Source organism: Luminiphilus sp. nBUS_07, from assembly GCF_051201685.1.
Classification (GTDB): Bacteria; Pseudomonadota; Gammaproteobacteria; order Pseudomonadales; family Halieaceae; genus Luminiphilus.
The window spans coordinates 925,008-945,663 of record NZ_CP179213.1 but is presented as its reverse complement, the minus strand read 5'-3'; the positions used below and the strand labels follow the sequence as shown (position 1 = coordinate 945,663).

The 20,656-nt window shown below is 53.3% G+C and carries 21 protein-coding genes; 12 read left to right on the top strand and 9 right to left on the bottom strand.

Annotated features, from left to right (window positions below):
* Positions 1-780 carry a queuosine precursor transporter gene (locus ACMAZB_RS04270; protein ID WP_435214742.1) on the top strand — a complete coding sequence of 260 codons (780 nt, stop codon included), beginning with the start codon at positions 1-3 and terminating at the stop codon, positions 778-780.
* Here the strand turns inward: ACMAZB_RS04270 and hda are convergent.
* From hda to ACMAZB_RS04255, 3 genes are read right to left on the bottom strand one after another with little or no spacing between them, the layout of a single operon-like run.
* A complete protein-coding gene (gene hda / locus ACMAZB_RS04265) occupies positions 749-1,513 on the bottom strand; it encodes a DnaA regulatory inactivator Hda (RefSeq protein WP_435219537.1) in 765 nt (254 codons plus the stop codon). The two genes, ACMAZB_RS04270 and hda, sit on opposite strands and share 32 nt — an antisense overlap.
* A complete protein-coding gene (locus tag ACMAZB_RS04260; protein ID WP_435214738.1) occupies positions 1,467-2,537 on the bottom strand; it encodes an AI-2E family transporter in 1,071 nt (356 codons plus the stop codon). The genes hda and ACMAZB_RS04260 overlap by 47 nt, the downstream gene beginning before the upstream one ends.
* Positions 2,534-3,583 carry a DUF2066 domain-containing protein gene (locus ACMAZB_RS04255; protein ID WP_435219536.1) on the bottom strand — a complete coding sequence of 350 codons (1,050 nt, stop codon included), beginning with the start codon at positions 3,581-3,583 and terminating at the stop codon, positions 2,534-2,536. The genes ACMAZB_RS04260 and ACMAZB_RS04255 overlap by 4 nt, the downstream gene beginning before the upstream one ends.
* A 101-nt stretch (positions 3,584-3,684) precedes the next feature.
* Here ACMAZB_RS04255 and purM point away from each other — a divergent pair, with 101 nt between their 5' ends.
* Genes purM through ACMAZB_RS04240 form a run of 3 tightly spaced genes read left to right on the top strand, consistent with a single transcriptional unit; the run spans position 3,685 to position 6,100 of the window.
* Complete coding sequence (gene purM / locus ACMAZB_RS04250; RefSeq protein ID WP_435219535.1) at positions 3,685-4,728, top strand: phosphoribosylformylglycinamidine cyclo-ligase; 1,044 nt, start codon at positions 3,685-3,687, stop codon at positions 4,726-4,728.
* Entirely contained in the window at positions 4,725-5,381 is a 657-nt protein-coding gene (gene purN / locus ACMAZB_RS04245; RefSeq protein WP_435219534.1) for a phosphoribosylglycinamide formyltransferase, read from the top strand. The genes purM and purN overlap by 4 nt, the downstream gene beginning before the upstream one ends.
* The gene (locus tag ACMAZB_RS04240; protein ID WP_435219533.1) at positions 5,381-6,100 is read left to right on the top strand and encodes a DUF3108 domain-containing protein; all 720 of its coding nucleotides are present in this window, start codon (positions 5,381-5,383) and stop codon (positions 6,098-6,100) included. Before purN ends, ACMAZB_RS04240 begins: the two co-directional genes overlap by 1 nt.
* Positions 6,101-6,111: 11 nt before the next feature.
* Here the strand turns inward: ACMAZB_RS04240 and dcd are convergent, their stop codons facing one another.
* Both dcd and ACMAZB_RS04230 read right to left on the bottom strand, forming a co-directional pair.
* Positions 6,112-6,678 carry a dCTP deaminase gene (gene dcd / locus ACMAZB_RS04235; protein ID WP_435219532.1) on the bottom strand — a complete coding sequence of 189 codons (567 nt, stop codon included), beginning with the start codon at positions 6,676-6,678 and terminating at the stop codon, positions 6,112-6,114.
* Between the two features lie 22 nt (positions 6,679-6,700).
* Entirely contained in the window at positions 6,701-7,510 is an 810-nt protein-coding gene (locus tag ACMAZB_RS04230; protein ID WP_435214727.1) for an Mrp/NBP35 family ATP-binding protein, read from the bottom strand.
* A gap of 129 nt (positions 7,511-7,639) precedes the next feature.
* Between ACMAZB_RS04230 and metG the strand changes: the two genes are divergently transcribed.
* The 7 genes from metG to ACMAZB_RS04195 all read left to right on the top strand — a co-directional run bounded on the left by metG (position 7,640) and on the right by ACMAZB_RS04195 (position 14,480).
* Positions 7,640-9,283: a methionine--tRNA ligase gene (gene metG / locus ACMAZB_RS04225; protein WP_435219531.1), complete on the top strand. Its 1,644-nt coding sequence runs from the start codon at positions 7,640-7,642 to the stop codon at positions 9,281-9,283.
* 84 nt (positions 9,284-9,367) lie between these two features.
* Positions 9,368-9,946, top strand: coding sequence for an electron transport complex subunit RsxA (gene rsxA, locus ACMAZB_RS04220; protein ID WP_435214723.1), 579 nt, complete (start codon positions 9,368-9,370; stop codon positions 9,944-9,946).
* Between the two features lie 2 nt (positions 9,947-9,948).
* Positions 9,949-10,551, top strand: a complete 603-nt coding sequence (gene rsxB, locus ACMAZB_RS04215; protein WP_435214722.1) for an electron transport complex subunit RsxB — start codon at positions 9,949-9,951, stop codon at positions 10,549-10,551.
* Positions 10,548-12,089 carry an electron transport complex subunit RsxC gene (gene rsxC / locus ACMAZB_RS04210; protein WP_435219530.1) on the top strand — a complete coding sequence of 514 codons (1,542 nt, stop codon included), beginning with the start codon at positions 10,548-10,550 and terminating at the stop codon, positions 12,087-12,089. Before rsxB ends, rsxC begins: the two co-directional genes overlap by 4 nt.
* Positions 12,086-13,117: an RnfABCDGE type electron transport complex subunit D gene (locus ACMAZB_RS04205; RefSeq protein ID WP_435219529.1), complete on the top strand. Its 1,032-nt coding sequence runs from the start codon at positions 12,086-12,088 to the stop codon at positions 13,115-13,117. Before rsxC ends, ACMAZB_RS04205 begins: the two co-directional genes overlap by 4 nt.
* Positions 13,114-13,770, top strand: coding sequence for an electron transport complex subunit RsxG (gene rsxG / locus ACMAZB_RS04200; RefSeq protein ID WP_435219528.1), 657 nt, complete (start codon positions 13,114-13,116; stop codon positions 13,768-13,770). Before ACMAZB_RS04205 ends, rsxG begins: the two co-directional genes overlap by 4 nt.
* Positions 13,767-14,480: an electron transport complex subunit E gene (locus ACMAZB_RS04195; protein ID WP_435219527.1), complete on the top strand. Its 714-nt coding sequence runs from the start codon at positions 13,767-13,769 to the stop codon at positions 14,478-14,480. Before rsxG ends, ACMAZB_RS04195 begins: the two co-directional genes overlap by 4 nt.
* A 10-nt stretch (positions 14,481-14,490) precedes the next feature.
* Here the strand turns inward: ACMAZB_RS04195 and ACMAZB_RS04190 are convergent, their stop codons facing one another.
* Genes ACMAZB_RS04190 through ACMAZB_RS04175 form a run of 4 tightly spaced genes read right to left on the bottom strand, consistent with a single transcriptional unit; the run spans position 14,491 to position 16,980 of the window.
* A complete protein-coding gene (locus tag ACMAZB_RS04190) occupies positions 14,491-14,886 on the bottom strand; it encodes a hypothetical protein (protein ID WP_435214712.1) in 396 nt (131 codons plus the stop codon).
* Positions 14,883-15,338, bottom strand: coding sequence for a GNAT family N-acetyltransferase (locus tag ACMAZB_RS04185; protein WP_435219526.1), 456 nt, complete (start codon positions 15,336-15,338; stop codon positions 14,883-14,885). Before ACMAZB_RS04185 ends, ACMAZB_RS04190 begins: the two co-directional genes overlap by 4 nt.
* Positions 15,339-15,371: 33 nt before the next feature.
* Positions 15,372-16,136, bottom strand: a complete 765-nt coding sequence (locus ACMAZB_RS04180) for a hypothetical protein (protein ID WP_435219525.1) — start codon at positions 16,134-16,136, stop codon at positions 15,372-15,374.
* Between the two features lie 19 nt (positions 16,137-16,155).
* Complete coding sequence (locus ACMAZB_RS04175; RefSeq protein WP_435219524.1) at positions 16,156-16,980, bottom strand: glycosyltransferase; 825 nt, start codon at positions 16,978-16,980, stop codon at positions 16,156-16,158.
* Positions 16,981-17,198: 218 nt separating this feature from the next.
* On the opposite strand from ACMAZB_RS04175, the gene ACMAZB_RS04170 reads away from it, so the two are divergent.
* A complete protein-coding gene (locus tag ACMAZB_RS04170; RefSeq protein ID WP_435219523.1) occupies positions 17,199-20,282 on the top strand; it encodes a beta strand repeat-containing protein in 3,084 nt (1,027 codons plus the stop codon).
* The last annotated feature ends 374 nt before the right edge of the window (positions 20,283-20,656 follow it).

The following is a 20,656-nucleotide window of genomic DNA, read 5'->3' as shown; positions in this document are numbered from 1 at the left end:
GTGGCGAGTGAGCTTCTCAGAGAGCGACGCGAACGGGTCTTTTTAGTGTTGGCGGCAGTATTTTTGGGCGCCATGACTCTACTCAACGTTGTCGGCATCACCCGCTTTATACAGCTAGGCCCCCTCGCCTTAGCGGTAGGCGTATTGCCCTACCCACTGACATTCCTTTGCACCGATTTGGTGTCAGAGCTTTACGGGCGCGCCCGCGCGAACTTTTTAGTCACCGTTGGATTGGGCCTTAATCTTTTAATTCTTGCGGTACTCACTTTAGGAAATCTAGCTCCTTCAGTGCCACCTGAGACCATGCCCCCTTGGCAAATCATACAACTGGCGGAGCCTGTGGCGCTGCCAAATGGCGATATTGTCAGCGGACAGATTGGATTATTTGAGCTGATTTATGCCACAACGTCGGGGGCCGTTTTCGCTTCGATGCTGGCCTACATCACTGCGCAGTACTGTGATGTTCAGCTGTATCATTTTTGGAAACGCCTCACCCGAGGCAAGCACCTATGGTTACGCAACAACTTCAGCACTTTGCTGAGCCAAATGGTCGACTCCATTATGGTCATCACGGTTACCTTCGGCGCGGTGTACTGGCGTGGAGAGATGGCGTTCAACACGCTGCTGGTGCTGATAGGCAGTAACTACGCCTTTAAAGCACTCTCAGCCCTTGCAGACACTGTGCCTTTGTATTTGCTGGTTCGCTGGTTGCGTAGCTACTTACAGCTTGGCCCAAACGACTATGCCGTTACCGTGACCGATCCCCAGACCACAGCCTAAGCTCCGCTAGTAAAGGAATTGTGATGGGGCGCCCCCTAGCTAGAGCTGCGTCATCGAGCTCGTCTAACAAGGCCATTAATGCCTCAGTACCCCGGGGTGCGCGACTTAAAATATAGTGCACGACCTCGTTAGAGAGCTTCAGCCCCCTCTGTAACGCCCGAAACTGAAGCAATTCCCCCAGCTCATGCTCGCTTAAGGCAGGTAAGTGATAGACCACCAGCTCACCCCACCGAGACCGGAGATCGGGTAACACCGCCATCATCTGTGCAGGGGGCGCTAAGCCTGAGTAAATCTGAGGAATGCCCGCCGCCTTTAAACGATTAAAGCTGTGGAACAGGGCCTCCTGCCAATCATCTCTGTCGAGAGTCAGCTGGACATCATCAATCAGTACCGCGTCGCTGGTCGCGACCCCCTCAAGCACGGCTTCTGGAGGATACTGAAGAAGCTCCGTCATAGGTAAGTAAAGGGCTCGGGGGCCGATCGCTCGGCTGATCCCCTGAAGCAAATGGCTTTTACCGGCCCCAAGGGGCCCCCAAAGAAACAGCGATTGCCCTGCCCCTGCCAGCAAGGCGTCGACCTCGGTTAGTAACTGAAGCAGATCGGGACGCGACTGGAAGTTATCCAGGTTAAGGTCGCTATCAAAAGAGATTTTCAGGGGTAGCTGATCGACCACGCTGGCCTCACGTTCAATCGCTGCGATAGGTGTCAGTGTTGCGGTAGTAACCGACCGCATGTCGACAGAAAACCACAATTACGGCCGCGACAGGTAGTGCTAACAGCACGCCGGTAAAACCCGCCAACTGTCCACCTGCCAACAGTGCGAAAATCACCAAAACGGGGTGCAATCCGATTCGGTCACCAATTAACAACGGCGTAAGAACCATGCTCTCTAACGTTTGACCAACGCCAAAAACCAGCCCAACCCAAGCGATAAGGCCCAGATCACCGCCAGACTGAAACCAAGCGACTAAGAGGGAACTGCCCACACCAAGCACGGCACCTGCGTAGGGGATAATAGAGGCCAGGCCCGCCACGGTTCCTAATATTAAGGCAAAGTCCAAACCTACAACCCACAACCCTGCACTGTAGATAAACGCCTGAGCGAGCATCACTAAAAATTGGCCGCGGATAAAAGCACCGAGAACGTCATTGGCTTCGGCGGCCATTCGACTCAAGTCTTGCTGCCAAGCCACAGGCACGAGGTCAAGTATCGCCGCCATCATGCGATCCCAGTCACGCATTAGGTAAAAAGCCACCACGGGTATTAATGTCATATTGAAAACCGCAGCAATGACACCAAAACCCGATCGAGTGAGGCTGGCTACCGAGGTTGCCAACAGCTTGCCTACAGATTGCCATCGCGCAGCTAATTCAGCCTCCCAGTCGATAGGAGGCAAATGTACTGGACTTACGCTAATGCGCTCATGTATCGACGGCAGCAGTGAGGTCGATACCCATCGATAGAGAATCGGTAATTTCTTGATCGCTTGATCAAGCTGATCAATGAGCAGGGGAACCCCCACCAATAAAATGACGGTGGTCACCAATATGAGCATCAAGAACACCAAGATCACGCCTGAGGAGCGACCCATACCCCGCCTTTCAAGGGCATCGACTACCGGATCCCCTAAATAGGCAATGAGCGCCCCCGCTAAAAAAGGCGCCAAAATAGGGTGCAGACCCCAAATAAATACCGCCATTGCCGCAATCAGGCCCAGTACGAAAGGCCATCGATTCACAGCAGCTTCGTTACTCATGGTTGCCCCCAATGCAAGTTTATGCGGTTAGCTGACACATCACCCGAGACAACCAGTCGTGATCGACCGGGCAGCACCCGGGCCAACGCCTCAGCGTTGCTCAGTCCAGTCACTCGAACTCCCAGCCTATCCTTGTAAATTTCATCAATTATGAGGGAATCCAGTACTGGGAGCTGGCGCAGTATACCCACAACTGATTGATAATCAGCAAAGCTCTCCACTCCCGTAACCGTCACGGCAATAAAGCTCTGCCCTGGCGTTGACTCAAGTGTCACCGCGTAGCGATCGGCCATAGCGTCGACAGCAAGATCGACTCCAGCCAACACAACCGGCGTCGTTTTACTGCCCTGCACCTGAACTTGCCGCTGATCTTCACTGTCTAGGTAAAGCCAATCCGCAAGCTGTGAACCCGTGGTCAACTGTACATACCGCCCGACTAAAATATGCTCGGTGCCATAGCGCTGAGACGCCGAGCGAATTCTGCGCGCTACGCGTTGCCAAACCATTTCAGGGGACAGCTTGGCTGCATCCTCCAAATCAAGGAGAGGCAAACGCAGGTCAATGCCTCTTGCAGTAAAGGCCTCAGATAGCTCTAGCAGTAAAGCACCGTCTTGGCTGACGGTTGCAAATCGGCGACTATAAGGCTCATCCACAACCAGCCAAAGTAATACCGGCGGCCTGTCTTCAGACCAAAAGGTGGCGTCTGACTCGCGCAATATACTTTTCACTAAAACATCATCGAATGTAGCCTGAAGGTAGACCTGCCCTCCTTCTTGCTCGAAGCTATAGATCGAAACACGGTCGCGGGCCACTCTCAACGCGGCCGCAACCGTCGGGTTTTTAGCAATTTCTTCATTGCCAGACACTCTTACAAGCACTCGGTTTAGGGCTTCTCGCGCCCCGGATGCCAATGCTGCGTCACTGCGATCAGGCACTTCAACGCGGGCAGCGTAAAAATCTGACTGGGCAAACACAGGAAATGTCACCGCCAATAAGAGGACAATTCGACCGATCCGGCCCTTAAATGTGCGAATTAGATTTAACATGCCGTAAGTTTACCAGTGAAAACCTTGGAGCGTTGCTTCCCTAGTTCACAGCCAGCCAGTACCCTGTCACCACCACCTCTGACCAAATGGCGTTAGCACCCATGAGCGATACCTCAAAGAAGCCCACCTTGTCCTATCGAGACGCAGGCGTTGACATCGACGCCGGCAATGAATTGGTTGATCGCCTGAAAAGTGTCACCGCAGCAACTCGAAGACCCGAAGTGATGGGCGGCATTGGAGGCTTTGGTGCGCTGGTAGAAATACCCCAAGGATTTGAGCAGCCGGTACTCGTCTCGGGCACCGATGGGGTTGGCACGAAACTGCGACTCGCCATGACAGCTGGGCGTCACGATTCGATTGGCATCGACTTAGTAGCGATGTGCAGTAACGACATTGCCGTGGTGGGTGCTGAACCCCTGTTGTTCCTCGACTATTACGCAACAGGCAAACTCAATATCGACGTTGCGGCAGAGGTCGTCACCGGCATTGGTAAGGGCTGTGAGTTAGCTGGTTGTGCCTTAGTCGGCGGAGAAACCGCAGAAATGCCCGGCATGTATGAAGGCGAGGATTATGACCTCGCCGGTTTTTGTGTGGGCGTGGCGGAGAAGAGAGACATTATCGACGGCAAAAAGGTCGCTGATGGTGATGTGCTTATTGCCCTTCCCTCGAGTGGCCCCCACGCAAATGGTTTTTCTCTCATTCGAAAAATCATAGAGGTGCAATCTGCTGCGCTGGACACCCCCCTCTCTGACGGACAGACATTAATAGACGCGCTACTGGCCCCCACTACGATTTATAATCGCGCGCTCTTGTCCCTGCAAAAAGCTGTGCCAATACATGCGATGGCACATATTACTGGTGGCGGTCTCCCCGAAAATTTACCTCGCGTTTTGCCTACTGGCTGTACCGCACGAATCGATCTCAGCAGCTGGCGCCCAGCCGCTGTTTTTGAATGGCTTCAGCAAGGCGGCAACGTCGAGCAATACGAGATGTTGCGTACCTTTAATTGCGGAGTCGGCATGGTCGTTGTCGTGGCTGCTGATCAGGCACAAACAACCCTAGATCACCTAACCGGCACGGGCATCACCGCCTGGCAAATAGGCGATATTGTCAGCGGCGCTGGAGGGGTCGAGTTCTCAGGATGAAAGGGGGCTCGGGACGCCTAGCGCTACTGCTGTCTGGCAGAGGCAGTAACCTTGGGGCATTTTTGCGAGCGCAACAGGCCGGCGAACTTCAGGGTTCGGTTGAGGTTGTCATCAGCAATCGCCCCGAAGCCGCGGGCCTGAAAATTGCTCAAGACGCTGGCATCGCCACCGCAGTGGTCGATCACACTTTGTATGAGTCCAGAGAGGCCTTTGATGAGGTCCTCGCGGAAAAAATATACGAATTTAAACCCGACGTTATTGTTCTAGCCGGATTCATGCGCATCCTGACCGGCAATTTTGTTGATCGCTTTCGCGGCCAACTCATTAACATCCACCCATCGCTGCTACCAAAATACCGCGGGCTCAACACCCACCAACGAGCTCTAGATGCGGGGGAGCAGGAAAGCGGTGCCACCGTTCATTTTGTAACCCCCGGTCTCGATGAAGGTCCGGGTATCTTACAAACCCCGGTACCCATAGAGCATGGGGATACTGCAGCATCACTCGCGAGTCGCGTACTGCCGTTTGAACATAAGCTTTACCCCTATGCCGCCAACCTCTTGCTGACAGGTGAAGTCAGTCTGAACGCCCAAGGGGTGATGTGGGGTGACGAAATACTCCCGCCCGGCGGGAAGCTTTGGAGGCCTAGCTGATGAAAAAACTCCTGTGTGGTGGGCTGTTCTTTTTATGGGCATTGAGCCCGCTTACTGTCGTTGCTGCTGCCGAACCGACCCCGCTGACCCCCTACACAGCCACTTACTCAACGACAGCGATGGGAATGAAGGTGCGGATTAAACGCCAACTCGTGGCTACCGATGATGGCTACACACTTACTAGCAACGGCAGCTCTATGTTCGCCAAGATTAAGGAATCCGCTCGATTCAAGCTAATTGGAGAGCAAATTCAAGGCATTGATTACGGCTACCACCTTAAGTCTGTTGTCCGCCGCCGACGGGAGGTTATTTTTTTACCCGAGGATGGCGTCATCAAAAGCTTGAAAAAAGGCGACTGGACAGAGCATTCCTGGTCAGCGGGGGTCCTCGATCAGCTGAGCCAACAGGAGCAGCTTCGCCTAGATCTTAAAATAGCGGCGCAAACCTCCGATGCTCCACCCGATATCCTCAAGTTCAAGGTCGTCGATGGCGCTAGGATCAAACAAAGAACGTTGAAATTTTTGGGGAAAGAGACGCTTACGACGCCTATCGGCGACGTGCAAACTCTTCACTTCGAGCAGGTGCGTTCGCCAGAGGCATCACGGCGCTCCAATGTTTGGATTGCACCGTCGCTAGATTATTTGATGGTTCGCACTTTGCACGAGGAAGATAACTCAACGATTGAAATTCTCGTTGAGTCTTTGGCACTCGAGCCCTGAGATAGCAGCCGTTAAGCTTTGGGCAAGGTCACACCTCGCTGGCCCTGATACTTACCACCACGGTCCGCATAGCTGGTTTCACAAACCTCATCCGACTCAAAAAACAACATCTGAGCGACCCCCTCATTGGCATAGATTTTTGCCGGCAGCGTGGTGGTATTTGAAAACTCGAGGGTGACATGCCCCTCCCACTCAGGTTCCAGTGGCGTGACATTTACGATAATCCCACAGCGCGCATACGTACTTTTACCCAAACAAACTGTCAAAACATTACGAGGTATCCGAAAATATTCGACCGTTGCGGCCAGCGCAAAGGAATTTGGCGGAATCACGCAGACATCACTCTCCACATGGACAAAGCTGCCCTCATCAAAGTTTTTGGGATCTACCGTCGCTGAATTTATATTAGTGAAGACTTTAAACTCGCGACTACAGCGCACGTCGTAGCCGTAGCTAGAGGTGCCGTAGGAAATCAGTCTTTCATCTCCTCTCTGTCGGACCTGACCTGACTCAAAAGGCTCAATCATCCCTTTTGTGTCAGCCATTTCACGTATCCAGCGGTCAGATTTAATCGTCAAAATCAGTACTCCAGCTCTAGGTTCAATCGTCGCCCATGGTGATTACGGGCCCTGCATTAGGTTTGGCGGCACAAAGGCTCAGCCATAAGGCGGACGCAGCCTGCTGAAAGCCCTGGGAAGCAGGATCCTCAGGCGCTTCATGCAGCATGGCGACACCCGCATCGGCAGTTTCCCTAACAATCTTCGATAAGGGAAGACTAGCCAGCACATCAACATCGTATTGGCCTGCCATTTGCTCACCACCGCCACTGCCGAATATTGGTTCCTCATGCCCGCACTGCGAGCATACGTGGGTGGCCATATTCTCGATTACCCCCAGCACGGGGATGTCTACCTTGCGGAACATCTCAATGCCTTTCTTGGCGTCGATAAGGGCAATATCCTGTGGCGTGGTCACGATGACTGCCCCCGCTAAGGCCGCCTTTTGTGCCAGCGTCAGCTGGATATCTCCGGTGCCCGGAGGCATATCGACCAACAAAACGTCCAACTCCCCCCAAAGGGTTTGTTCAAGCATCTGAACCAGCGCTCCGCTCGCCATGGGCCCCCGCCAGACCATGGCAGTTGACTCATCTGTCAGAAACGCCATCGACATGGCTTTGATTCCGTTTACTGAAACAGGGTGGAGCCATTTTTCACCCTCCTGTTCAGGCGTAATTTCCGGACTCACGCCCAGCATACGACGCTGACTGGGCCCATAAATATCCGCATCCAACAGACCAACCGACCGACCTTGCTGCTGCAGTGCGAAGGCAAGATTCATGGTGACCGTGGATTTTCCCACCCCCCCTTTTCCGGAGGCGATGGCGACAATATATTTCGGTTGTGTTTGCATTTTCTGGCTGCCCATTTTTCCGGCTGGGTAAAAAAGAGCGCAAGTATACCTAACTGGCTCAACTCAGCATGAAACAGTGCTTGTGTTCCGGTAGACTTCGCTCACTTCATTATCAGGCTCTAGTCCCGTATGACCTCTGCAACGCGGAATATACTCGTCACATCAGCCCTCCCCTACGCCAATGCTCCGCTGCACCTTGGACACATATTGGAGCAGGTGCAAGCCGATATCTGGGTGAGGTTTCAGCGCTCACGAGGACACCAATGTATATACGTGTGCGCGGACGACGCCCATGGTACAGCTATCATGCTTGCGGCAGAAAAAGCCGGAACTTCGCCAGAAACACACATTGAGCGCGTTCGGCTAAACCATTTAGAAGATTCGACGGGCTTTGTCATTGGTTTTGATAACTACGCCTCCACCCACTCCCCCGAAAACCAACAGTGGTCCGCTGAAATTTTCAGCCGATTAGACACTCAGGGACACATTGGCAGCCGCGAAATCACTCAAGCTTTCGACCCCGACAAAGGTCTTTTTCTAGCCGATCGGTTCATTAAAGGAACCTGCCCGCGCTGCAAAACTCCCGATCAATACGGCGACAACTGCGAAGCCTGCGGGGCCACCTATAGCCCCACAGATCTGATCGATCCTGTTTCAGCGCTTTCAGGGGCCACACCCATTGAAAAAGCGTCAGATCATCTGTTTTTTCAGCTATCCCATTTCCACGAACTTCTTGAAAAGTGGACATCAAGCGGCAGTCTGCAACCCGCTATTCGCAATAAATTACGTGAATGGATCGACGCAGGTCTGCAGGATTGGGACATCAGTCGCGATGCCCCCTACTTTGGCTTTGAGATCCCCGGACACCCGGGAAAATATTTCTACGTCTGGCTCGACGCCCCCATTGGCTATATTGCCAGCTGCCTTGACTACTGCCAGCGGGAGAACGTCGATTTCGATCAGTGGTGGCAGCCGGGACATGACACTGAGCTCTATCACTTTATTGGTAAAGACATCATCAACTTCCACGGCTTGTTTTGGCCGGCAATGCTGCAAGCTGCAGAGTTGCGTCTACCGACAGCTATTTACGCCCACGGCTTCCTGACCGTTGATGGGACAAAAATGTCTAAAAGCCGCGGCACCTTCATACATGCCAGTGCCTATCTAAAACACCTTGACCCTGAGTACCTGCGCTACTACTTTGCTGCCAAGCTGGGGGCCGGCGTTGATGACTTCGACTTGAATCTCGATGACTTCATCAAACGCGTAAACTCAGATTTAGTCGGCAAGGTGGTCAATATTGCGAGTCGATGCGCGGGGTTTTTGCGTAAAAAGTTTGCCAACACCCTAAGTGTGCAGTGTGCAGAGCCCGCCCTAGTTCAACGTTTTATCGACGCCGGCGACGATATAGCCGCACTTTACGAAGCCCGTGAGTTCAGTCGTGCTATGCGTGAAATCATTGCCTTAGCCGACCAAGCTAATCAGTACATCGATGACAAAAAGCCCTGGGTTCTCGCAAAAGAGCCGGGCAGCGAGGCTGAGGTGCAGGCGGTATGCTCGGTAGGAATCAATCTTTTCCGTGCACTGATCACCTACCTGAAGCCTGTTCTGCCCAACATGGCAGAGCGGTCGGAATTATTTCTCAAGGTTAACCTAAACTGGCATGACCTCGATGCGCCGTTATTGGCTCATGAGTTAAACGACTTTCAGCCGCTGTTGCAGCGGGTAGACCCCGATAATGTTGCCGCTATGGTCGAGGACGGAAAGTCTTAAGCATATAACACCAAAACATTACCGTAACGCTCGGTTTTGTCTAGAATAGGGCCAGACTAAACTTCAGGGTTGCCGGAGCTGCGCATGCTGGCCGATTACGCACTACTCCTAGCGGGGACAGTGCTCGTCAATAATTTTGTTCTTGTCCAATTTTTGGGGTTGTGTCCGTTTATGGGCGTCTCCAATAAACTTGAGACGGCGATGGGTATGTCGGCTGCCACAACTTTTGTGCTGACACTCGCATCGGTCTGCAGCTATCTCACCTACACATGGCTGCTGGTACCCCTAGACCTCACCTACCTACGCACCATAAGCTTTATCTTGGTTATCGCCGTCGTTGTGCAATTCACTGAAATGGTGGTGCGTAAGTCCAGCCCGCTACTGCACCGCGTGTTGGGCGTGTACTTGCCGTTGATTACCACCAATTGCGCCGTGTTAGGGGTGGCGTTACTCAACATCAATCAGGCACATAACTTCACCCAATCCTTATTTTATGGATTTGGCGCCGCTGTGGGGTTTTCCTTAGTTTTAGTGTTGTTCGCAGCCATGCGCGAGCGCCTCACCGTAGCCGACGTTCCCGAACCTTTTCAGGGGGCCGCTATCGGCATGATCACTGCCGGACTTGCTTCCCTTGCCTTCATGGGCTTTGCAGGGTTGGTGTAAGAATGCTGACCCTACTTCAAAGCGACCCCCTACTCGCAGCTCTACTAGCCCTTTTAGGTCTGGGGCTGGGATTTGGTGGCATATTGGGGTACGCGTCAGTGCGCTTTAAAACTGAGGGCAACCCACTTGTTGATCAAATCAATCAGTTGCTACCGCAAACGCAATGCGGCCAGTGCGGCCACCCTGGCTGTAAGCCCTATGCCACCGCCATTGCAGAGGGCGGAGCGATTAACAAGTGCCCACCCGGGGGGCAAGAAACCATAGACGCCCTTGCCGATTTATTGGATGTCGAGCCTCTAACCCTCGATGCAGAACACGGCGAAGAAAAAGAGCCCAACGTGGCCTACATCCGTGAGGACGAGTGTATTGGCTGCACCAAGTGCATTCAGGCCTGCCCTGTTGACGCCATTTTAGGCGCGGCCAAGCTGATGCACACGGTGATTGCAGATGAATGTACAGGCTGCGACCTGTGCGTTGAACCCTGCCCTGTGGATTGCATCGATATGCTGCCGCGCAAGGGCGGTATTGAACACTGGCGCTGGGAGCTGCCCGAGCCCAGCGAAAATAAAAACAACATCATCGCTACAGATCGTGAAGCCGCATGAACACTTTTTTTAACATTCATGGCGGCATCCACCCAGAAGAGGAAAAGCACCTTTCCAACCCTGGCACGGTGTTAGATGCAGGTTTACCTCAATCACTCGTTCTGCCGCTGTCGCAACATATCGGTAAGCCCTCGAGTTTATGCGTAAAGCCTGGCGACTATGTGCTGGGAGGGCAACTCTTGGCGGAGGCAGACGGCATGGTCAGCGTACCGCTGCACGCACCCACCTCAGGTACTGTCATTGCCATAGAACCCAGGCCAGTACCTCACCCCTCGGCACTTGATAACTTGTGCTTGGAGCTCGCCTGTGATGGTGAAGATCGCTGGATAGAATGCCGCGGTTGCGAGGATTGGCGCACTGAAACGCCCGAGTCATTAATCTCCCGCATAAGTGCTGCAGGCATTGCCGGCATGGGCGGCGCCGGGTTTCCAACCGCAGTAAAACTCATGGCTAGGGAGCGGCTGCCCTTAACCACGTTAATCATTAACGGCACAGAGTGCGAACCCTACATTACCGCCGACGACACGCTTATGCAGGTTGACGCGGCAGGCATTGTCGAAGGCGCTCAAATACTTGCACGGATATTAGCTGTTGAAGATATTTTACTGGCTGTCGAAGACAATAAACCCGCAGCACTCGCGGCTATGCGCGAAGCAGCAGAGACTGCAGGCGAGCACTGCAAGGTCATGACCTTCCCCACAAAATATCCATCCGGAGGTGAGAAGCAGCTCATCGAGATTTTGACCGGACAACAAGTTCCTGCCGGAGGGCTCCCAGCTGACTTGGGGATTGTTTGCCAGAACCCGGGAACGGCAGTAGCCGCAAGAGATGCAGTCTGTCATGGCAAACCCCTCACTGACCGCATTGTGACTTTGACGGGACGCGCTCTTATGCGCCCCGGCAATTACCGTACCCGATTGGGGACCCCAATTGAGCATCTGCTGACCGTCGCCGGCTTTGACCCCAGTCAAAACCGGCGACTTATTCATGGTGGACCCATGATGGGCTTCGCTCTTGAGTCTGCCGCGGTTCCCATTGTGAAGACCACAAACTGTATTCTTGTTCCCACAGAACAGGAGTTGCCAACGCCCCCAGATGCGCAGGCTTGTATACGCTGTGGGCTTTGTGCGGAGGCTTGTCCAGCTTCACTGTTACCTCAACAGCTTTACTGGTATGCCCGTGCTAAAGATCAGGAACAACTAGAGCGCCATCATTTAGCCGATTGTATTGAGTGCGGTGCGTGCTCGTGGGTATGCCCCAGCCATATTCCTCTGGTGCAATATTATCGAGCCGCCAAGGGAATGATACGCGAGTCCAAGGCCGAGAAAGTACGGTCAGACCGCTCTCGAGATCGGTTCGAAGCCCGTGAAGCACGACTAGAACAAGAAGCCATTGCGCGCGAGGCACAACGCGCAGCCCGCCGTGCCGCGGCTGAGAAAAAGGCGGCTGCAGGCGGCGCCGACGACCCTGTCGCTGCTGCCATTGCCCGAGCTAAGGCAAAAAAAGAAAGCGCGGGTAATGAGGAAAGCGGCTCTTGAACTTCCTCCGTATCACTTCACCCCATGGCCACGGCCCCCTCACAACCACTCAGGTTATGCAGGCCGTCTTGTTGGCCACGCTTCCTGGCATTGGGGTTTTAACGTGGTTTTTTGGCCCGGGCACCCTGATCAATATTTTATTCGGGGGCCTATTGGCACTCGCCCTCGAATACAGCGCGCTGCGCCTTCGAGACCGCAACCCAAAGCGGTATTTGCAAGACTACAGCGTGCTTGTAACCTCCACGCTGCTTTGTATTGCACTCCCCCCTTACGCTCCCTGGTGGTTGGTCACAGCCGGTATTTTGTCGGCAGTCATTCTAGGTAAGCATGTTTTCGGTGGTTTGGGTTACAACCCCTTCAACCCCGCCATGGTTGGTTACGTGGTGCTGCTAATTTCATTCCCCCTACAAATGTCGAGCTGGCAAGCTCCTCGGGGCCTTGGCGAGATACCCGGCGTCGCTGAGTCCCTGACCGCCCTATTAGTACCTGCCAGCTATGATGGCGTCACTATGGCAACGCCCCTCGATATTCTGCGCCAGAATAAAGGGCTGTTACTGGACGATCTCTATAACAACAGTCCTCAGTTTGGTCAGTGGGCGGGAATTGGCTGGGAGTGGGTGAACATCGCTTTTCTGGCAGGTGGGGCCTGGTTGATTTATCGCGGCATCTTTACTTGGCATGCCCCAGTCGCCATGCTTTTCACTTTAGGGCTTTGTGCAGCCATCGGTTTCGATAGCGGCAGCTCCGAGAGTGGCGGCTCGCCCTTATTTCATTGGCTCAGCGGCGCCACCATGTTTGGAGCCTTTTTTATCATTACGGACCCTGTTAGCGGCGCGACATCGAATCGCGGGCGACTCGTGTTTGGGGCCCTAGTCGGGGTGCTGCTGTACCTGATCCGGGTGGCGGGCAATTATCCTGATGCCGTGGCTTTTGCCGTTTTAATTCTCAATTTCGCGGCGCCGTTTATTGATCAGTACACACAGCCGGTCACCTATGGTCATAAACCTAGTAAGAGGGATGACGAGTGAAGGCCGCCGTTGCGATTTCACGTTCTGCACTGTTTCTGGGTATTTTCGCAGCATTAGCTGCCGCATTGATTGCATGGACGTGGGCCACAACAAAAACGGATATTGAGCGTTCAATACGTGAGGCCGAAGCGCGGCAGCTATTAGAAATTTTTCCTGCCAATACCCACAACAACAGCCTTATCGATGATCGTTTTACGCTTGAAGCCAACACCCCACTATTGGAACTGCGGAGCGAACGCAGTGGCTACACCGTGCGAATCGATGAAACCGTGGTGGGTGTCATTCTTCCTGCAACAGCGCGAGACGGCTACAGCGGAGACATCGAATTACTCGTTGGTGTCACCGCCGACGGCGAGATCGCGGGTGCCCGAGTCGTGTCTCATAAAGAAACACCGGGGCTGGGGGATGGCATCGACACCAGAAAGTCACCTTGGATACTGAGCTTTGACGGACGTTCGCTACGGTCTCCCTTACAGCCTGAGTGGAGCGTCAAAAAAGATGGCGGTGCTTTTGACCAATTTACTGGCGCTACGGTGACGCCTAGAGCCGTTGTTGCCGCCATCCGTCGCACACTTGAGTATCAAGCCCTGCATCGAGACCGGCTATTCGAGGTAGACCCGACGCACAATACCGCCGTGGAGACTGGCCCATGACAACACCAACCTACGCCACGCTAACCCACAATGGACTCTGGAAAAATAATCCCGCTTTGGTGCAGCTACTGGGGTTGTGCCCCCTGCTTGCGGTCTCCGCCTCTGTTGTGAATGCTCTCGGCCTGGCAGCAGCCACCTTGTTCGTTTTAGTCAGTTCCAATCTTTGCGTATCGGTGGTGCGGAATGTTGTCTCAGATACGATTCGACTCCCCGTTTTTGTCATGATCATTGCGGCATCAGTGACAGCCATTGAACTGCTCATGCAGGCATACACCTACGAGCTCTATCAAATTCTGGGTATTTTTCTGCCGCTTATAACAACAAACTGCATCATTCTTGGCCGGGCGGACGCCTTCGCAGCGAAGAACCCGGTATTACCCTCAATTTACGATGGCTTTATCATGGGCGTTGGCTTTGGTGCTGTTTTGGTCGTCTTGGGGGCGATTCGCGAGTTGCTGGGAACAGGCGGCTTGTTTGCAAACATGCAGCTGCTTTTTGGTGATGGTGCCCGACAATGGCACTTCATAATCTCGGCAGATTACCCCGCGCTGTTACTGGCTATCCTGCCTCCCGGCGCATTTATCGTGACCGGCTTTCTCATTGCCGGTAAAAACGCTTGGGACAACGCTGCAACTCGCAGATCTGAGGCAACCAAAGCCCCGGTTATTGCCGGTACCAAACGCGTTCGAGTTACCGGGAAAATATCCTGACGGTGCCGCTTTAATCCGCGACGACTAAAGTTCCTAAAATCTCGATTACAGCCGCGTCATCCATACCTGCATTCTCCGCATCACAGACGTAGGTAATGTAGAGCAGGACTGACGTGGCCGAAACATACCACTCTTGAACGTGGGTATCCTCGTCGAGGAAGCTTCCGGTTAATCCCTTGAACTGACCGATCTCAGTGTCTTTCCAGCTGGCGACTTCCGGTGACTCCTCCTTTGCCATTGCAACGATTTCAGAGGGCGTTACCTTCCCGCTGTCTTTGCACAAGGTAGTGATCTCAATTTCTCCCACCTCATCGGCATCACCAATTCTAACCACGTCATCGTCATAATCCCCCGACCACTCGGGGGGAAGTAACAGACACCAGTGATCGGTCTCTAAAATATTCATGGATTGAGCATCGCCTCAATATTTACAGCCATAAGAATGGCATCCTCCCTACCCTCTTGAACACGGTAATAATTGGGCCGTTGGCCAACAGTTTCAAAACCCAGACCTTCATACAACCCCCTGGCCGCATGGTTACTCTGCCGGACCTCCAGCCTACAGACGGTCGCCCCAAAACACTTCAGCTCCATCAGCGCAAAACTTAATAACGATGCAGCCAGCCCTATGCGACGTTTATTTTCGGCAACGCGAATGTCTATGAGTTCGCATTCCTCACCCACATGCGTAAACCAAGCGCTCGCAGCAGCCTCAGCGCCGTCCGCCCAATACCAGGCTTTACACGTAGCCGGTTGCGCGATCAAATCCATGAGAAAGTTTAATGATGGGCCATCGGCTGCCTCATAGAGCGGCCTTAATTTTTCTCTCGTTATTGCTTGTATCGGCTGTGCACCCATGACAACACCTGTTTAATTGGGCGATGTGGCCTCTCAAGACCGGGGGGTATGAGTCTTAAGCACCTGCCAGGCCTCTCGCTTGAGTAAGGGTTCTTCAAGCATGGACAATGTTGACGGAATGATGAGTTGGGTCAGCGCTGGAGGCACGTTCACCCACTCGCTGCAGGCAGGCCCCATAAGGATCATACCTAGCGCCTGCCTTTCCCGAGCAAGCCGCCGTAACTGACCCGCAACACTTTGCTTTGCCGACTCGGCATCTTTAGACAGGTGGGCGTGTTCAGCCAAGGGCCAATCAAATTGGTGGTGCTTCAGGTTGACTGCACCTTGAGTAATAGCTCGAGCCATACCTTCAACCAACTGCAATTGCTCCCTCCGAATGAGGCTATCCTCAATTTGTTCGAGCCATAACCATGAGCCCGCTTCAACAATGAGCAGCTGAAACGCAACGGCTTCGGTATCGGCCAACGTAAGCGCGCTGGGCTTCGGTTCACTTTGATTTCTCACCCGCTCGGAGGTACCGAAACCTTCAGACCGTTGCTGGGCCGTCTTAGAAGAGGGTTGGCCCTGCGCGGGGGGCCCCTGACTCACTTGAGCCCCACTCGGGATGTCCTCATGTTGGATCGAGCTCGCCACGGGGCTGACTTCAGCTTCTGGAGGACATTCAAGTTGCTTCGCAACTCGGGCACCCGGAGGGTTGAAGCGCGCCACTAGAGGTTGCACCCCAAGCAGCGATAGGATGCCTCGTCGCCGTTGTTCAGCAGCCCATAGATTTTGGTGATCGATTTCTTCCATGGTCATATTGTGGCACGTCCCATCGTTAGACCCAACGCCAACCCCATGTTCGAAAGAAACGAATTCCCCCTGACATGAACCAGCCAATGTGACGAAATCCTTTCCTAGCCGCCCCGCCCCCATGATGGATAATGCGTACATTAGGGTCTCGGACCACCCGTCCAATGCTCGCTAGACGCATGCACAGATCGTAATCTTCGAAATACATAAAAAACCGCTCATTGAAGCCACCGACCGCCCGTAATGCATCTGATCGCGCAGCCATAAAGCATCCAGACAATAGCGGAACGTCCTGCAAGTCGCCTTCATCCGACAAATCTCTCAGCTCGTACGACGCCAATCGCTGGGAAAAGCAGCGGGACAAGAATGGTAGGCCCAAAGCTCTCAAAAGCAGAACCAAAACGCTCGGGTAGCGCTTGGCCAGATGCTCCTCATCCCCCAACTCGTTGGCACCTCGTGGCGCCATAATTGTGACATCAGGGTGATCTCGCAGACTCTTCAACACCTGAACCAAGGCATCCTCAGAAAGTTCAACATCGGGGTTCAACATTAAGTGATAGTCCCCCAACATCTTGTCTAAAACCGTGTTGTGTCCCGCGCCGTAACCGTCGTTGCTCTCCCGAGCAATATAGTGGAGCTGCAGCGAGCCTCCGGTGACCACTTTACGAGTCATCTCCCGCACCGCCGCTGAGTAAATAGCTGACTGACTTTGGTCCACCAAATAGAGCGGTAGTTCAGCGCCGATAGATTGGGCACTTTTATCCAAACTCGCCACCAAAGCTTCCAGCTGCTCCAGCGAGCTGTGATAAAGCACAACGGCGGCGCTCAAGGAGGGGATTTGCTGATTCATGGCAGTGGCAATTGGCATCGATATAGAATAACAGCAGCGGTTTACTAAGGCAGACTTAACTGCCATTAAAATAAAAAATCTCGTGGAAAATGCGGTTTTTTAACCCGGTGCCGCCTAAGATTTTCATTGGCAACCGCACTGCTTCCTAGCGCTTGCCATGATAAAGTCATATCGACTAATGGCGCCTCAGGGCTTCAGCTCTACAGGGAGAACGTACAATGCTCAATCGGTGGTTAAGGACAACGATCCGGTTTACCAGTATTACTGTGGTGGGACTGCTGATTGCCGCCTGCGGCGGCGGCGGTGGCGGCACAGGCGGTGGTGGTTTCTTAGGTAACGAAGGTGCCAACCAGATTGATGCGGTCATTGCCATTGCGGCGACCAACGCTGCAGGCGACGTTGACAATCAACTCTCAAACACCAATCCCCTGACCATCGAAGTCTCCCTCCAGCGCAGCAATGGCGACCCGATAGCCAATGCCGTTGTTGAGCTCGGAGCTACGATAGGCACGGTTAGCCCCGATAATGGTTCAGCACTCACTGACGCCAACGGTGTTGCAGTTTTTGAAGTCACGTTTGATGGCACCGAGGGGGCGGGCACCTTGACCGCCACCTATACCGAGTCAGCGCAGTCTGTTGACGTATCTTTGAGCATTCAGGCGGCTGCAGGACCACCTGCTTACCTTTTGGACCTTGCAACGACAGATCCCTCAGGCAATGTGACGCAACGCTTTTCTAGCACCGACCCCCTAACTGTCACCATCACGCTTTTCAGTGTTGAGGGGATCATCAAAACCCCAGTGTCCAATGAAATTATTACATTGGGGAGTTCAATTGGCACCGTCGACCCCTCCAATGGCTCTGCACTGACGGACGATAGCGGACAGGTAACCTTTTTGATCGAAGCCCAGAGCGACCTGGGAGCCGGTGTCATTACCGCCACTTATGCGCCATCGACAGACGCAGCAGACACGGCCAGTGAGGTTTTTTCGCGATCACTCAACATAGAAGCTAAGGCAGCCGATTCCACTATAGGTAGTTTTATCTTGGACTTAGAGCTCCTAGACGCTGCCGGCAATACCACGACTGAAATCGCCGCTGAGGCGCCGGTGACTGCTCGCGTAACCCTAACTACGACATCAGACAAAGCAGCTGTTGAATTGCGAATTATCAATCTTACCAGTGACATCGCAACCGTTGAGCCAGCAAATGGCAGTACCCTGACAAATGCGGCTGGCGTTGCGGAATTCACGCTTACAGCGGGCAGCACCTTAGGGGCCGGTACGGTTACTGCAAGCTTTGCTAACGACAACGCCTCATTGATCGAGACCGCGGTCTTGGAATCGGTTTCGGCGGAGTCAGACACCGCCCTGGCGATCGTGACTTTGGACGCTGATGGCAACGCTAGCAACATTCTAAAACAAGACAACCCCCTTACTGTTCGTGTCTCACTAGTCGATTTCGATGGCGAAGTCCAAAACGTTGCTGATGAAATCATCAACCTAACCACTGACTTGGGTAGTGTTACGCCCTCTAATGGATCGGCCCTCACAGACAATGGCGTCGCAGAATTCACCTTGGAGTTTAACGGCACGGTCGGTGCGGGAACTGTCACTGCCACTTATGCAACTGCGCAGGGTGATCTGCAGCTCACTGAAAATCTCGAAGCACAAACAGATGCAGAAAGCCTTTATGTCCTGAGCATGAGCCGCAGCACGGGCTCACTAACGCCATCTAACCCAGTGACTGTTACAGTCAATTTGCGCTCGGGTTCAGCCTCAGGCCCGGCTGTTGCTGGTGAACTAGTGTCCCTGACCAGTCAAATCTCTGACATTACCCCTAGTAATGGCTCAGCCATCACCGACGCCTCAGGCAACGCCACTTTTACACTTCAATACAGCGGTATCAATGGCGCCGGTGCTGTGACAGCAGGCTACACCTCTGCCGAGGGCAATACATTTAGCAATAGCCTCAACGTCACTTCCAGCCAAGGCGCACCACTTTACGGTCTTGATATCACATCGCCAGCGTCAGGCAGCAACTTCGATGAGGATGGTGTAGACGTGGTCGTCAAACTGACTGCGAGTGCCACATCGTCCGTCCGAGCCCAATTAATCGCGCTAGCAACGACGGTAGGCTCAATTTCCCCCAGTAATGGGCAGGCTCTGACTGACTCTGATGGTAATGCCAACTTCCAAATAATTGGGGATGGCACGACGGGTGCCGGATTGCTCACAGCAACATTTACCGATACTGATGGCAACATTTATGAAGATGTCACTAGTGTGAGCATGGAGGCAAAGGATCTGCCCGAAAACAAATTGCGACTGTTGTTTGTGAGTGCTGCGCCAACCACTATCGCAATTAAAGGTTCAGGGGGTGGGGCCGGCACTCAGGAAACCTCGATTGTCAGCTACCAAGTGCTTGATTCAGAGGGCGCAGGGGTCGCCGGTGCTGCGGTTCAATTCACCCTCACTACGGATTTAGGTGGCGTAGCTTTGGAGACAGCCACCGACACCACTGACGCGCAAGGGATTGTTAGGGCCGTCGTAGAATCGGGAACGTTACCGACACCCGTTAGAGTGAAAGCCTGTCTGACAAACGATTGTAATGATCCCAGTTATCCCCTTGTGCTGTCAGATACGCTAACTATTGCGGTGGGAGTGCCCGTAGCCAGTCGTTATAACATTTATAAATCACCCACAATCCCCTGTACGGGGGCCACTGATACGGCGGGTACCGTTTGCACGCTAGAGATTGCGGCCTTTGACCGTACGGGCAACCCCGTGGTCGATGGGACAGTTGCCAATGTTGTCTCGAGCTGCGGAGGTGTGGGTCAATCTGGGGACGATGGCTCTACCGGCTCTTGCGTTTTTGGGGCTGAAAGTTTTGGCCGCTGTATCGTCGAGTGGGTAGCACCCGAGAATATGGTTAGCCCAACGGAGTGTCCTGATAACTCAGCTGTTCGGGTATTGGCCTACACCCTCGGCGAGGAAGATTTCATCGATAAAAATGGCGATGGCTATTTTACCAGCGACAAAATCGATCCCGATAAACACGAATTCCAGCCCGATAAAGATGATAAAGGAGAAGCGTTTTTGGACCTTAACGACGATGACAAGCTGGAAGCGCCAGAATCATTTTTCGTCGACTGGAACAACTCCGGAATGCGGGAGCCAAACACAGGCCTCAAGTCAGACCCTCTTAGCACTCTCTACAACGGAACGGCATGTGAAACCACTGGGACTACCTGCTCTAAAGATCTGATTTACGTTTATGACGTCGCAGACCCTACGCAGTAATACCTTCTGAGTTACAGCAGCACCCTTAGGGGTGCTTTTTTATGTGCTGCGACTCTGGATAATTCAGGAATAATGGCAAAACCACATCGCGTCACTAAACCTTTCTATTCTTTACCAAAGTTTTGCGTCGCGATTTTTCAGCGGAGGTTTAAACGACCGAGCAATGCCACTAAGTAATTGCCGCTCATCAAAACTTAAAGCAGTGGTGTACCAAGAGTTGACCTCGCAATAACACCCTGAAAACTTTGGCCTCATAAACGCTTCCTCAGTTTATGGCCGCTACTAACTAAAGAATAACTGCTGTTTTGAAGCTTGATCATTAGAGTGTTGCTGCCTATTGTCGTTCGAACAACAAAACCAAAGCTTTCCAATTA